This is a genomic window from Bradyrhizobium sp. (assembly GCF_050014615.1).
Classification (GTDB): domain Bacteria; phylum Pseudomonadota; class Alphaproteobacteria; order Rhizobiales; family Xanthobacteraceae; genus Bradyrhizobium.
Window position 1 is genome coordinate 1 of sequence record NZ_JBEKCZ010000134.1, and the last position, 14,530, is coordinate 14,530.

Sequence of the window (14,530 nt, forward strand, 5' to 3'; positions counted from 1 at the left end):
TTCGACAAGCCCGAAGATATCGACCCGCACGCCAACCAGCCGCCGGGCACGCTGATCTGCAGCGAGGAGGAAATCATGGAAAGCCACGTCGTCACCGGCATCGCCTTTTCCAAGGACGAAGCCCAGATTTCCGTCCGCCAGATCGAGGACAAGCCGGGCGTCGCCGCCTCGATCTTCGGCCCCTTGGCGGAAGCCAATATCAACGTCGACATGATCGTGCAGAACGTCTCGGAGGACGGCAAGACCACCGACCTCACCTTCACGGTTCCGGCCTCGGACTATGTCCGCGCCCGCGATACCATCACGTCGGCCAAGGCCCAGATCGGCTATATCAGGCTCGACAGCGCCACCGACGTCGCCAAGGTCTCGGTCATCGGCAGCGGTATGCGCAGCCATGCCGGCGTCGCCGCCAAGGCGTTCGCCGCCCTGGCCGCGCGCAACATCAACATCCGCGCCATCACCACCTCCGAAATCAAGTTTTCGGTACTGATCGACACCGCCTATACCGAGCTCGCGGTGCGCACCCTGCACACGCTTTATGGGCTCGACCAGGCCTAGCGCCGATCGGTTCTGAGCGAATCAGAACCGAGGCTCTAATCTTTTGTTTTGACGCGTTTTCCGGACGCGAACCGGCCGTCGTTCCCGGCTCGAAAACGCTCCGGAAGAATTTTGCTCCAAAAATATTATCTTTTGCGCATGATCTGATCGCCGGATCGCGCGCACTTTTGGCAAATCCTGCGCTTAGCAGTCGCAGCATGGGACTGCGGGGCGCGTGGCAGGCGTTTTGCTTGGCAAAACAAGCCTCAATTCGCTATACGGCCTGATGGGTGAGCTGCCGCAAACTGTGCCACAGTTTTGGCAATCCTGATTCGGCCGATATCCAGGGCTTGCGGCGGCGCCGAATGATTAAAATTGTTGTTTTTTGTGAACTTAACGCCAGCTGCCGGCCACCCGGTGCGCTGGCCTCGCGGGGGAGGATCTTGGGACATGCGGAGCGCGTCGGGAGGCCCCCGCGTCTTGTTGAGACGGCTCCGCGAAACCATGGCGGAGCAGGTCTCGGCCCAGGAACGATTGGACAAGATCGTGGTGCTGATCGCCGCCAACATGGTGGCCGAGGTGTGCTCGACCTATGTGCTGCGCGTCGACAACACGCTGGAACTCTACGCCACCGAAGGCCTCAACCGCGACGCGGTGCACCGGACCGTGCTGAGCGCGCATGAGGGTCTGGTCGGCCTGGTGGCAAGCGAGGCGACGCCGCTCAACCTGAGCGACGCACAAAGCCATCCGGCGTTCTCGTTCCGCCCGGAGACTGGCGAAGAAATCTACCATTCATTCCTCGGCGTTCCGATCCTGCGCGCCGGCAATACGCTTGGCGTGCTGGTGGTGCAGAACCGCGCCAAGCGCACCTATGTCGAGGAAGAGGTCGAGGCGCTGCAGACCACCGCCATGGTGCTGGCGGAGATGATCGCTTCCGGCGAATTGTCGGCGCTGGCGCAGCCCGGCGCCGAGCCCGCCGCGCGGCATTCGCTGCACAAGGTCGGCGCAATCCTGTCCGACGGCATCGCGCTCGGCCATGTCGTGCTGCATGAGCCGCGCGTCGTCATCACCAATTACATCGCCGAAGACCTGCCGAAGGAAATCAAGCGCCTCGATGCCGCGCTGACAAAACTGCGGGCCGACCTCGACCGCATGCTGGAGCGCGGCGACGTCGCCGAAAGCGGCGAGCACCGCGACGTGCTGGAAGCCTACCGCATGTTCGCCAATGATCACGGCTGGTCGCACAAGCTGCACGAGGCGGTCGCCACCGGCCTCACCGCGGAGGCGGCGGTCGAGCGCGTGCAGTCCGACACCCGCGCGCGCATGCTGCGCTCCACCGATCCCTATTTGCGCGACCGTCTGCATGACCTCGAGGACCTCGGCCATCGATTGATGCGGCAATTGGTGGGGCAGGACCACGCTCCCTCCCGCGAGCAATTGCCCGACAACGCCATCCTGATCGCGCGTGCGATGGGGCCTGCCGCCTTGCTCGACTATGATCGCAAGCGCCTGCGCGGGCTGGTACTGGAGGAAGGCACCGCCAATTCCCACGTCTCGATCGTGGCGCGGGCGCTGGGAATCCCTGCGGTCGGCGAAATACCGAACGCGGCGGGTATTGCCGATCCCGGCGATGCCATCATCGTCGACGGCACCTCGGGCTCGATCTATGTCCGCCCCTCCTCGGAAGTCGAGCAGGCCTATGCGGAACGGGTGCGGTTCCGCGCGCGGCGGCAGGCCCAATATTCGGCACTGCGCGATAAGCCCTGCGTCACCAAGGACGGCCAGCCGGTCGAATTGATGATCAATGCCGGCCTGGTGATCGATCTGCCGCATATCGACGACACCGGCAGCGCCGGCATCGGCCTGTTTCGCACCGAACTGCAGTTCATGGTCGGCCAGAGCCTGCCGCGCACCAGCGACCAGCTCGCGCTGTACCGCACGGTGCTGGATGCCGCGGGCCCCAAGCCCGTGACCTTCCGGACGCTCGATATCGGGGGCGACAAGGCGCTGCCCTATATGGAAACCGTGATCGAGGAAAATCCCGCGCTCGGCTGGCGCGCGATCCGGCTCGGGCTCGACCGGCCCGGCCTGCTGCGCGGCCAGATCCGCGCGCTGCTGCGGGCCGGCGGCGGGCGGGCGCTGCGCATCATGTTTCCGATGATCACCGAGGTCGCCGAGTTCGATTCCGCCAAGGCGATCGTCGAGCGCGAGCTGACCTATCTGCGTCAGCACGGGCATACGCTGCCGGAACGCATCGACGTCGGCACCATGGTGGAAGTCCCGGCCCTGCTCTATCAGCTCGACGAGCTGCTGAAGAAGGTCGATTTCGTCTCGGTGGGATCCAACGACCTGTTTCAGTTCCTGTTCGCGGTCGATCGCGGCAACGCCAAGGTTTCCGAGCGGTTCGACACCATGTCCGCCCCGATCCTGCGGGCGTTGCGCCAGATCGTGCAGAAGGCCAATGCGGCCAAGAAATCCGCTTCGCTGTGCGGCGAGATGGCGTCAAAGCCGCTCGGCGCGCTGGCGCTCATCGCACTGGGCTACCGCTCGCTGTCGCTGTCCGCCACCGGGCATGGTCCGGTCAAGGCGATGATTCTCGACCTCGACGCCGGCAAAGCCGAAGCCATGATGACGCCGCTGCTCGATGCGCCGTCCGGCAGCGTGTCGATTCGCGAAAAGCTGACGGCATTCGCCGAGGCCGAGGGGCTGTCGTTGTAGCGAGGCTCTGCCGCTGCATCGCCCTTTCGGATTTTGCGCATTTCGAGACCTGACCATGTCGATACTCCCCGAAGCCAAACTTGATATTCTGCTGGCGCACCACGCCTCGCTGGAGTCCCAGTTGCTGGGCCAGGTCAATTCCGAGACCTATGTGCGGCTCACCCGCGAGCTCGCCGAGCTCAATCCGCTGATCGACGCCGTCAAAGCCTACCGCGGCGCCGATGCCGAGATCGCCGGCATCGATGCGCTGATCGCCGACCCCTCGACCGAGCCCGAGATGCGCGGCATGGCCGAGGCCGAGCGCGAAACGCTTGCAGCGCGCAGCCTTGACCTCGCCCAGCAGATCCGCGTCGCGCTGTTGCCCAAGGACGCGATGGACGACCGCAACGTGGTGCTGGAAATTCGCGCCGGCACCGGCGGCGACGAGGCGTCGCTTTTTGCCGGCGACCTGTTCCGGATGTATGAGCGCTTCGCCGCCCTGCAGGGCTGGAAGGTCGAGGTGATCTCCGCCAGCGAAGGCACCATGGGTGGCTACAAGGAAATCATCGCCGAGGTGAAGGGCCGCGGCGCCTTCGCCAAGTTGAAATTCGAGTCCGGCGTCCACCGGGTGCAGCGTGTACCCGACACCGAAACGCAGGGCCGCATCCACACCTCGGCGGCGACGGTGGCGGTGCTGCCGGAGGTCGAGGAGGTCGATGTCGACATCAAGAGCGACGATCTGCGAATCGAGACCATGCGCGCGCAGGGCGCCGGCGGCCAGCACGTCAACAAGACCGAATCCGCGATCCGCATCACCCACATTCCGACCGGCATCGTCGTCAGCATGCAGGACAGCCGCTCGCAGCATAAAAATCGCGCTTCGGCGATGAACATCCTGCGCTCGCGCATCTACGACGCCGAACGCCAGCGCATTGATGCCGTGCGTTCGGCGGACCGTCGCGAAAAGGTCGGCTCCGGCGACCGCTCCGAGCGCATCCGCACCTATAATTTTCCGCAAGGCCGCGTCACCGATCACCGCATCAATCTGACGCTCTACAAACTGCCGCAGGTGATCGCGGGCGAAGCGCTCGGCGAGTTGGTCGACGCGCTGACCACCGAGCATCAGGCCGCGCAACTCGCCGCCCAGGGCGCGGCGGCGTGAGTACGTCGTCGTCCCGGCCAAGCCAACGGGTCGGCGCGAAGCGCCGCCCGATGACAGGCTCCGCGCGAGCCGGGACCCATAACCACCGGCGCTCATTGTTATGGAAGGCGTTAACCTGCGTCGCCCAAATCGAGAAGTCACGGCGTATGGGTCCCCGCTTTCGCGGGGACGACGCTGAAGCCGTGGCAGCAACCACATGACCGAATCGCTCGCCGGACAGACCGTCGAAACCGTACGGCGTAAACTCACCGCGCGATTCAAATCCGGCGCCATCGACCAGGCCGAACTCGACGCACGGATTCTGGTCGGCGCCGCGCTGGGTCTCGATCTGACCGGACTGATCGCGGCGGCGGCGCGGCCGGTCACATCGGATCAGGCGATGCGTCTTGAGGATTTCGCCCGCCGGCGTCTCGCCGGCGAGCCGGTGGCGCGCATTCTGGGGACTAAGGAGTTCTGGGGACTGCCGTTGCAAATCTCGGCCGCGACGCTGGTGCCAAGGCCGGACACCGAGACGGTGGTCGAACTGGCGCTGGAAATGTTGCGTGCCGAGCCCCATCCGGAGCGCCGGTTGCGCATCGCCGATATCGGCACCGGCTCGGGTGCGATTCTATTGGCGCTGTTATCCGAATTAACCGATGCCTATGGCATAGGCACCGATGTCAGCGTGGCAGCCCTGCGGATCGCCCGCCGCAATGCCGCTCGTCTGGGGTTTGCATCGCGCGCGGCATTCATCGCCTGCGACTTTGCCGCCGCATTGTCCGAATCCTTCGATCTGATGGTGTCGAACCCGCCCTATATCCGCTCGGCCGATATCGCCGGTCTCGCCATCGAAGTCCGCGATCACGACCCGCTGATGGCGCTTGACGGCGGCGCCGATGGCCTCGACGCCTACCGCGCGCTGATTCCGCAGGCCGCGCGGCGGCTGGCGCCCGGTGGCATTCTCGTCGTCGAAGCAGGTCACGACCAAAGCGGCGATATCGAAGAATTGATGACGGCGGCAGGGTTAACGCAGCAGAAGCCTCCCAAGGCCGACCTCGCCGGCATCCGCCGGGCCGTCGCGGGCCGGAAATTGCCCCCATAATGCCCAATTGGAATGCAAAAAATCACTTGGAATATTCCCCGGGAGCGACTACGTTCCGCCTACAACATCGGTCCAGGGTTGATGGCCCCGTAAATACCCCGAAGGGATATTGCGGGTGGAGGCCAGAGTTCTCAAAGCGAGAGCCCGCCCGGAGTGAAAGGTTCCAAAACGCAGGTCCAATCGAGCGCGATGGCTTTAGAGAGCTGCGCCGCTTCCGACCGCAAAGCGAACGAAAGCCTGATATTGCGCTTGAAAACTCACGCAAGAAACCTGTGCTTGTTTTGGCAGGCGGAATGATTTGATGCGGCCGGCGGCGCACGCTGGGCTGTTGGGGAACGCGTCTTTGTTGACCGCGACGTACGGCAAAATCTGTGTGGAATTGAAACGGCGCGGCTATTCGGTGCGCATGATGCGTGTGGCCGGATCGGGCGAAGCGACCATGACGACGACCATCCAGGGCCAATCACTTTCCAAGGCTAAACTTACCAAGGCTAATCACGTCTCAAGGCTAGTAACTTCAGGGCTGGAATAAAGGCACGACATGAGAAACGGTCAGAACAACAACAAGCGGATGCGTAACCGGAATAATAACAACAACAATAACAACAACAATAATAACAACCGGCGCGGCCAGAACCCGATGACCCGGGTGTTCGAGTCCAACGGGCCCGACATCAAGATTCGCGGCACTGCATCCCACGTCGCGGAAAAATATGTGCAGCTGGCGCGCGACGCGCGTTCTTCCGGCGATCCGGTCGCCGCCGAGAATTACTATCAGCATGCCGAGCATTATTTCCGCCTGATCGCTGCCGCCCAGGAGCAGTTCCGGCAGAACCAGCCGCAGCCGCGCACCGAGAACGAAATGGCCTCGGAGGACGGCGAAGACGACAGCGAGAGCTTTTCGAATTTCGGTCAGGAGCCCGGCTTTGTCCCGGCGCAGCCGCAGCCGTTTGTGCCGCGCGACAATAATCAGCGCGACAATAATCAGCGCGAGGGACAGCCCTACCAGCCGCGCGACCAGCATCAGCCCCGCGAACACAACAATCATCGCGAGCATCGTCCGCAGCCGCAGTTTCAACCACCGCAGCCCCAGCCGCAGCCGGTGATCGCGGACAATGTCAGCGTCGATCGCCTGCCCTCGTTCATCACCGGGCCGCAGCCGCAGATCAATGGCGGTCCGGGCGGTTTCGAGGGCAATGGCGGCGAACGTTTCCCGCCGCGCCGCCGTCGCCGGCCGCACGGTCCGCGCCCCGAAGGCATGGCCGCCCCGGTGACGCCAGGCGATGATTTCAATCCAGGGAATGAGTAAGAGGACGCTAGGCCCTTCTTCAAAAGTTCTCTTTGAAAACCGTCCCGGTGGAAGCCGGGACGACGCGATTTAGGCCGCGCGGATATTCGCCATGAAGCGGTCGAGTTCCTCACGCAACCGCGTGCTTTCGGTCGACAGCGTTCGTGCCGAGCTCAGCACATTCTCCGATGCCGACCCGGTTTCCGTGGCGCCGCGATTGACCCGCATGATGTTGGCCGCAGCCTCCTGCGTGCCCTGGGCGACGTTTTGAACGCTGCGCGCGATTTCCTGTGTCGCTGAACTCTGTTGCTCGACCGCGCTCGAAATCGTCGCGGCGATGTCGGAAATCTTGGCAATGGTGCCGCCGATCTCCTTGATCGCGGCCACCGATTCCTGGGTCGCGCCCTGCATGCCGGAAATATGCGACGAGATCTCGTCGGTCGCTTTCGCGGTCTGGCTGGCCAGCGATTTGACCTCGGAGGCGACGACGGCGAAACCGCGGCCGGCGTCACCGGCACGGGCGGCTTCGATGGTCGCATTCAGCGCCAGCAAATTGGTCTGCTCGGCGATCGCCGTGATCAATTTCACCACGTCGCCGATCTCTTGCGCCGCGCGCGACAATTTGCCGATCCGCCCGTCGGTTTGCTGGGCCTGAAGCACTGCCGCTTCCGCGATCTGGCTGGATTCGCGCACTCGTCTTCCGATTTCATCGACCGAGGCGGAAAGCTCCTCCGTCGCGGAGGCGACCGACTGCATGTTGGTGGACGCCTCTTCCGATGAACCGGAAACCTGGCTGGACAGGCTCTGCGTGGTTTCCGCGGTTCGCGTCAATGTTCCGGCGGCCGTTTCAAGCTCAACGGCGGAGGCCGAAACGTTGGAAACAATCGCGCCCACCGCAGCCTCGAAATCATCGGCGAAGCGAATGAGCTCGGCGCGGCGCGCCGCGCTGCTGGCCTTGCTCTGGGCGTCATGGGCGGCCGCATCGCGCTCCGCCTTGGCGACCGCCTGCACTTTGAACTCTTCGACCGCGCCGGCCATTTCGCCAAGTTCATCCTTGCGGCCGAGACCTGGCAGCACGACATCGAAATTGCCGCCGGCGAGTTCCCGCATCGCCTTGCACATCGCGATCATGGGCCGGGAGATGCTTTTGCCGAGCAATACCGCCAGCGCCCCGCCCAGCAGGAAACCGCCGAGCGCGATCATCACCACCAGCCGCTCGGTTTCGCCGATGGTGGCATCGGACTCCGACTCCAGCCGCTGCTGATCGGAGAGCAGGTCCGCCTTCATCGCGTTCGAGCCCTTCATGATCGCATCGGCGGATTCGGCCATCTCGGTCGTCAATTCGCCGATCTCCTTGGCGTTTCCAATCAGCTTGCTGAGCGTCTGCCGGTACTCATCCAGCAGCGTGGAAATCTCCTTGAGGCCCTGCACGATCTTTTCGTCGGTCGCCGAAATCGCCTTCAGCGAGTTCTCAACGAATTTGAGCCGCGCCAGCGCACTGGTTGCGACCGTCATGTCGGAATTGATGACGAAGGTGTTGGCGAGCGCGATCGCCGCCTGATATTGCGCGGCCACCTGCTTGGCGCCGAGTTCGACCGCCGGAAGCTCCGCATCGACAGCGTTGCTGGCGAGATCGTCAAGCTTGTAACGCAGCGAGGTGCCACCGCGCGTCAGTTGGTTTTGCGTCAGCAGCGCGCTCTCGTTCTTGACCTTGAGAATGTCGGCGAAGATCTTGGTAAAGGCGCGGAATTCCCTGGCAAGTTTCGTGATCTGATTGAGGCGCGCCGGATTTGTGGTGCCCTTCATCGATTGATCGATGGCGGCTTTCAGACCCGCTTCGGCGGCCAGCGCCGTCTTGGCATCGTCTTCTTTCCCGGTCACGACATAATATCGCGCCAGCCCCCGGTACGAAATCAGATCGCGGTCGATATTGCGCGCCAGATCGGCTTCCGACACGCTGTTGCGGTACGACGCGACGCCCGCGGAGACGCGCTCGAATCCGAGATAGGCGATGCCCATGCTGGCGGCCGAGACGGCGAGCACGGTGGCAAAGCCGAGCATGATTTTGGCGCGAAATCGAAAGGTCGGGAACCTCAGCGATACCGATGGCCGCCAGATGCGCTTCAACGACCTCACCCGGACCCCCCAAACCACTTTTCTGAATAGCCGCGGCATCGGGAAGCAGGCCCCCCGAACCCAATCCGGAAAACTAGAGCAGAATAGATAAAAGGCCGTAAATCAGGTCGTGCGGCGACGGAATCCATCGCGCACTGCCGTAAAGTCGGCCATTCTCGCGGGATTTCAGGCCAGATTTCCGTATTTGAGCATGATCTCCGGGCAAACGCTTCGGGTTTGTCCCGAGGAAAACCGGCTCCCACCGTTCCGGATCGCGCTCTGGCTGGTTATGCCGCGCGAGCCTCGGGTGGCGCCAGAGCCTGCCAACTGGGGGCCAGTTGCAGCTTCGGTTCGGTCAGGGTCTGCAGCTTCTCAACCGTCATGCCCGGAATCATCTCGATCACAGAGAGTCCTTCCGGCGTCACGTCGATGACCGCCAGATTGGTATAAATGCGCTTCACGCAGCCGGCCGCGGTCAAGGGATAGGTGCACGTCTTAAGGATGCGCGGCTCACCCTTTTTGCTGGTGTGTTCCATGATCACACGGATGGCCTTGGCGCCGACGGCCAGATCCATGGCGCCGCCGACGCCGGGCGGAAATGCCGGATCTTCGGTGGTCCAGTTCGCAAGGTCGCCGTTTTCGGAGACTTCGAAGGCGCCGAGCAGGCTGACATCAAGATGGCCGCCGCGGATCATCAGGAACGCATCGGCGTGATGGACGAAACAGCCGCCCGCGACCAGTGTCGTCTTGTTCTTGCCGGCATCGACCATATTGGGGTCTTCCCTGCCGGGCTCCGGCTTCGGACCCATGCCGAGGATGCCATTCTCGCTGTGAAAGATCACCTCGCGGCCTGATGGCACGTAGCTCGCGGCCAGGGTCGGAATGCCGATGCCGAGATTGACGTAATCGCCTTCCCTTAAATCCTGCGCGGCGCGCCAGGCCATTTGTTCGCGCGTCAGAGGCCGATAGGATTCGGGGATCATGCCTGCGCTCCCACAACGACCACGCGGTCGACAAAGATACTCGGGGTGACAACCGCTTCGGGATCGAGTTCGCCAAGCTCCACCATGCCGTCAACCTCGACCACCGTCAGCTCGGCGGCCATCGCCATCACCGGATTGAAATTCCGCGCCGACTTTAGGTAGGTCAGGTTGCCCCAGCGATCGGCCTTGTTGGCCTTGATCAGCGCGACATCGCCCTTCAACGGCTTCTCGAACACGTGCAGGCGACCATCGATCTGCCGGGTTTCCTTGCCCTCGCCGAGCTTTGTCCCCGCCGAAACCGGCGAGAAAAACCCGCCAAGGCCTGCCGCATGGCAGCGCATCCGTTCACTGATGATGCCTTGCGGGACCAGTTCCAGCTCAAGACTTTTGGCGCGGTACGCGTTGAGAAAGGCGCTGTAGTCGCCGGAGCGCGGATAGGAGCAGATCACCTTGCGCACCCGGCCGGAATTGATCAGCCGGGCCAGGCCGTAATCGCCATTGCCGGAATTGTTGGCGACGATGGTCAGCTCCCTGGCCCCCTGTTCGTGCAGGGCATCGAGCAGATTATCCGCGACACCGACAGCGCCGAATCCGGCCACCAATACCGTCGACCCGTCGCGAACCCCGGCCACGGCGTCGGCGGTTGTCTTCACCTGCTTGTCGATCACCTCAAAACGTCCCTTCGATCGGCTTCATTATCGTTTGCGGTCCGTGGCTTACGCCAGGACCGGATCGGGCGGAATAAACCATCAACGCCGCCGCCGAGAAAGCCGCAAATTTGCATGAGGCATCTACCCGAGCCCTGCCCCGGAAGGACGCGAAAGCCTGACGCGCAGAGGACATCACAATGCGCTACGCGACGAAATTCCTAGTTGCAAAGTCTTCCCCCCGTGCGTCTAATTCAAACAAATAAAAACATTCGGGAGGTACCAAGCGTGTCTACTGTCAAATTGACCGTGAACGGCAAGGCAGTCTCGGCCGATCTTGAGGACCGGACTCTCCTCGTCCATCTGCTGCGCGATCATCTGAACCTGACCGGCACCCATGTCGGCTGCGACACCAGCCAGTGCGGCGCCTGTGTGGTCCACATCGACGGCCGCGCCGTCAAATCATGCACCGTGCTGGTCGGGCAGGCCAACGGCGTCAACGTCACCACCATCGAGGGTATTTCCAGGGGCGACGAATTGCACCCGATGCAGGCGGCATTCCGCGACAATCACGGACTGCAGTGCGGCTACTGTACGCCCGGCATGATCATGTCGGCGATCGATATCGTCAACCGGCACAGCGGCGAGCTCGATGAAGAGACCGTCCGGCACGAATTGGAAGGCAATATCTGTCGCTGTACCGGCTACCACAACATCGTCAAATCGGTGCTCGACGCCGCCGGCCGCATGAAGGTCGCGCAGGCGGCGGAATAGAAGCTGCCGACCACCTATTGCTGAATTCGATGCCGCCGAATTTCGATGGAAATGGCGGAAAGCAAAACTCCGACTGGGAGGACAGGACATGGGCGTTGAAGGCATTGGCGCAAGCGTTGTGCGCAAGGAAGATCGGCGTTTCATTACCGGCAAAGGCCGCTACGTCGACGACATCAAGCTCCATGGCATGACCCATGCCCATTTCATCCGCGGCCCATACGCGCACGCCAGGGTAAAAAACATCGACTCTTCGGCGGCGATGAAGATGCCGGGCGTGGTCGGCGTGCTGACCGGACAAGAGATCGTCGACGACAAGGTCGGCAATCTGATCTGCGGCTGGGCGATTTCGTCCAAGGACGGCACGCCGATGAAGATGGGCGCGTGGCCGGCGATGGCGCCGGAGACGGTTCGCTTTGCCGGCCAGGCGGTCGCCGTCGTCATCGCCGAGACCAAGAACCTGGCGAAGGATGCGGCCGAAGCCGTCATCGTCACCTACGAAGAACTTGCCGCCGTGGCCGATATCGCCGCCGCCATCAAGCCGGGCGCGCCGCAACTGCATCCGGAAGCGCCGGGCAACGTGGTCTACGACTGGTCGATCGGCGACGAGGCCGCCGTCAAGGACGCCTTCAGCAAGGCGGCCAATATTGTATCGCTCGAACTTACCAATAACAGGCTGGTGCCCAATGCGATGGAGCCGCGCGCGGCGATCGCGGAATACAACGAAGCCGAAGAGCATTTTACGCTGTACACGACATCGCAAAATCCGCATGTCGCGCGTCTGGTACTGTCGGCCTTCTACAACATCGCCCAGGAGCACAAGCTGCGGGTAATCGCGCCCGATGTCGGCGGCGGTTTCGGCTCGAAGATCTACGTCTATCCGGAAGAGATGGTGGCACTGTGGGCCTCCAAGAAGGTGCGGCGCCCGGTCAAGTGGACCGGTGATCGCTCCGAGGCCTTCCTCACCGATGCCCATGGCCGCGACCATGTCTCGAAGGCGGAGATGGCGTTCGACAGCGACAACAGGATCCTGGGCCTGCGGGTCAAGACCCACGCCAATTTCGGCGCCTATATGTCGCTGTTCTCGTCGGCGGTGCCGACCTATCTCTATGCGACGCTATTGTCAGGCCAGTACAACATTCCCGCGATCTATGCCGAGGTGATGGGCGTCTATACCAACACCACGCCGGTCGATGCCTACCGGGGTGCGGGCCGTCCCGAAGCGAGTTTCCTGATCGAACGCATGATGGAAACCGCGGCGCGGCAGCTGAAAGTCGATCCGGCGGATTTGCGCCGCAAGAACTTCATCACGACCTTCCCGCACCAGACCCCCGTAATCATGGCCTATGACATCGGCGACTTTGGCGCGTCGCTCGACGCCGCGCTGAAGGCGATCGATTACGCCGGCTTCCCCGCGCGCAAGGCAAAAGCCAAGTCGGAGGGCAAGCTGCGCGGCATTGGTTTCTCCTGCTACATCGAAGCCTGCGGCATCGCGCCCTCGAAAGCGGTCGGCAGCCTGGGCGCCGGCGTCGGCTTGTGGGAATCGGCCGAGGTCCGCGTCAATCCGGTCGGCACCATCGAAGTCCTGACCGGATCGCATAGCCACGGCCAGGGGCACGAGACGACGTTCGCGCAGCTGATTGCAGAACGTCTCGGCGTTCCGATCAGCCAGGTGCAGATTGTCCATGGCGACACCGACAAAGTTCAGTTCGGCATGGGCACCTACGGCTCGCGCTCCATCGCGGTCGGCGGCACCGCCATCGTCAAGGCGATGGAGAAGGTCGAAGCCAAGGGCAAGAAAATCGCGGCGCATCTGCTCGAAGCGTCCGAGGGCGACATCGTCATCGAGAACGGCGAGTTCAAAGTCACCGGCACCGACAAGTCGATTGCGTTGCCGATGGTCGCGCTCGCCGCCTATACCGCGCATAATCTGCCCGACGGCATGGAGCCCGGCCTGAAGGAAACCGCGTTTTACGATCCCACCAACTTCACCTTCCCGGCAGGCGCCTATATCTGCGAACTCGAGGTCGATTCCGGCACCGGCAAGACCAGCTTTGTCAATTTCGTCGCCGCCGACGATTTCGGCCGGCTGATCAATCCGATGATTGTCGAGGGCCAGGTCCATGGCGGCCTTGCGCAAGGAATCGGGCAGGCGCTGCTCGAAGGCGCGGTCTACGACAGCTCTGGCCAGCTCATCACCGCATCGTTCATGGACTACACCATGCCGCGAGCCGACGACCTGCCATCCTTCAAGCTGTCGCACACCCCGACGCTGTGCCCGGGCAATCCCCTGGGCGTCAAGGGCTGCGGCGAAGCCGGCGCGATCGGCGCATCCGCCGCCGTCATCAACGCCATCACGGATGCGATCGGCAACAACAAGCTCGCGATGCCGGCGACGCCCGATCGGGTGTGGCACGCCATTCACGGCAACGCGTAAGAGGGAGATGAATCATGTACGAGACCACCTACCATCGCCCCTCCAGCGTCGATGAAGCCGCGGCGTTCTTTGCAAAGGGCGCCGAATCGAAATATCTCGCCGGTGGCCATACGCTTATCCCGGTCATGAAGCAGCGGCTTGCGTCGCCGTCCGACGTGATCGACCTCGGACGGATCAAGGAACTGATCGGCATCGAGGCTTCCGGGGACGCGCTGACGATCAAGGCGGCGACAACGCATTACGACGTGGCCCGGAGCGCAACGGTACAGACGGCAATTCCCGCGCTCGCCCATCTCGCCTCTATTATCGGCGACCCGGCAGTGCGCTATCGCGGCACCATCGGCGGCTCAATCGCCAACAACGATCCGGCCGCGGATTATCCCGCCGCCGTTCTGGCGCTGGGCGCGACCGTCAAGACCAACAAGCGTTCGATTGCATCGGACGATTTCTTCAAGGGCCTGTTCACGACGGCGCTTGCGGACGGCGAGATCATCACACAGGTCGTGTTCCCGATTCCGGCCAAGGCGGCCTACGCGAAGATGCGCCACCCCGCCTCGCGCTTCGCACTCACCGGCGTGTTCGTGGTCAAGACCAAATCGGGGGATGTCCGCGTTGCCGCCACCGGCGCATCCTCGAGCGGTGTGATGCGGGTGCCCGCCGTCGAGGCGGCGCTGAAGGCGAACTGGTCGGCTGGCGCGCTCGACAGCGTCAAGATTTCCGCTGACGGGCTATTGACGGATATTCACGGATCATCGACCTATCGCGCCAACCTGATCAAGGTGATGGCACAGCGCGCCGTTGCCGAGGCCGGC

At 63.0% G+C, this 14,530-nt stretch carries 11 protein-coding genes; 8 read left to right on the top strand and 3 right to left on the bottom strand.

Translation table 11 applies throughout. The features are described 5' to 3' along the window. The 5 genes from ABR948_RS20490 to ABR948_RS20510 all read left to right on the top strand — a co-directional run. Nucleotides 1–558 (top strand): ACT domain-containing protein (locus ABR948_RS20490; protein ID WP_428121341.1); only part of this gene is annotated, 558 nt, incomplete at its 5' end. A 429-nt stretch (nt 559–987) separates the two neighbouring features. Beyond that, nucleotides 988–3,255: a phosphoenolpyruvate--protein phosphotransferase gene (gene ptsP, locus ABR948_RS20495; RefSeq protein ID WP_428121343.1), complete on the top strand. Its 2,268-nt coding sequence runs from the start codon at nt 988–990 to the stop codon at nt 3,253–3,255. A gap of 55 nt (nt 3,256–3,310) precedes the next feature. After that, nucleotides 3,311–4,396, top strand: a complete 1,086-nt coding sequence (gene prfA / locus ABR948_RS20500; RefSeq protein ID WP_428121346.1) for a peptide chain release factor 1 — start codon at nt 3,311–3,313, stop codon at nt 4,394–4,396. Between the two features lie 196 nt (nt 4,397–4,592). Beyond that, complete coding sequence (gene prmC / locus ABR948_RS20505) at nt 4,593–5,477, top strand: peptide chain release factor N(5)-glutamine methyltransferase (RefSeq protein ID WP_428121349.1); 885 nt, start codon at nt 4,593–4,595, stop codon at nt 5,475–5,477. Nucleotides 5,478–6,018: 541 nt separating this feature from the next. Beyond that, complete coding sequence (locus tag ABR948_RS20510) at nt 6,019–6,786, top strand: DUF4167 domain-containing protein (protein ID WP_428121351.1); 768 nt, start codon at nt 6,019–6,021, stop codon at nt 6,784–6,786. 69 nt (nt 6,787–6,855) lie between these two features. Here the strand turns inward: ABR948_RS20510 and ABR948_RS20515 are convergent, their stop codons facing one another. The 3 genes from ABR948_RS20515 to ABR948_RS20525 all read right to left on the bottom strand — a co-directional run bounded on the left by ABR948_RS20515 (nt 6,856) and on the right by ABR948_RS20525 (nt 10,528). Next, nucleotides 6,856–8,826, bottom strand: a complete 1,971-nt coding sequence (locus ABR948_RS20515) for a methyl-accepting chemotaxis protein (RefSeq protein ID WP_428121362.1) — start codon at nt 8,824–8,826, stop codon at nt 6,856–6,858. 341 nt (nt 8,827–9,167) lie between these two features. After that, entirely contained in the window at nt 9,168–9,863 is a 696-nt protein-coding gene (locus tag ABR948_RS20520; RefSeq protein WP_428121354.1) for a 3-oxoacid CoA-transferase subunit B, read from the bottom strand. Further along, the gene (locus ABR948_RS20525; protein WP_428121364.1) at nt 9,860–10,528 is read right to left on the bottom strand and encodes a 3-oxoacid CoA-transferase subunit A; all 669 of its coding nucleotides are present in this window, start codon (nt 10,526–10,528) and stop codon (nt 9,860–9,862) included. The genes ABR948_RS20520 and ABR948_RS20525 overlap by 4 nt, the downstream gene beginning before the upstream one ends. Before the next feature lie 270 nt (nt 10,529–10,798). Here ABR948_RS20525 and ABR948_RS20530 point away from each other — a divergent pair, with 270 nt between their 5' ends. The 3 genes from ABR948_RS20530 to ABR948_RS20540 all read left to right on the top strand — a co-directional run. Continuing rightward, entirely contained in the window at nt 10,799–11,284 is a 486-nt protein-coding gene (locus ABR948_RS20530; protein ID WP_428121356.1) for a (2Fe-2S)-binding protein, read from the top strand. Between the two features lie 88 nt (nt 11,285–11,372). Next, nucleotides 11,373–13,718, top strand: coding sequence for a xanthine dehydrogenase family protein molybdopterin-binding subunit (locus ABR948_RS20535; RefSeq protein ID WP_428121358.1), 2,346 nt, complete (start codon nt 11,373–11,375; stop codon nt 13,716–13,718). Nucleotides 13,719–13,732: 14 nt separating this feature from the next. Beyond that, nucleotides 13,733–14,530, top strand: a 798-nt coding sequence (locus tag ABR948_RS20540; protein ID WP_428121360.1) for an FAD binding domain-containing protein, incomplete at its 3' end; no start/stop codon positions are given.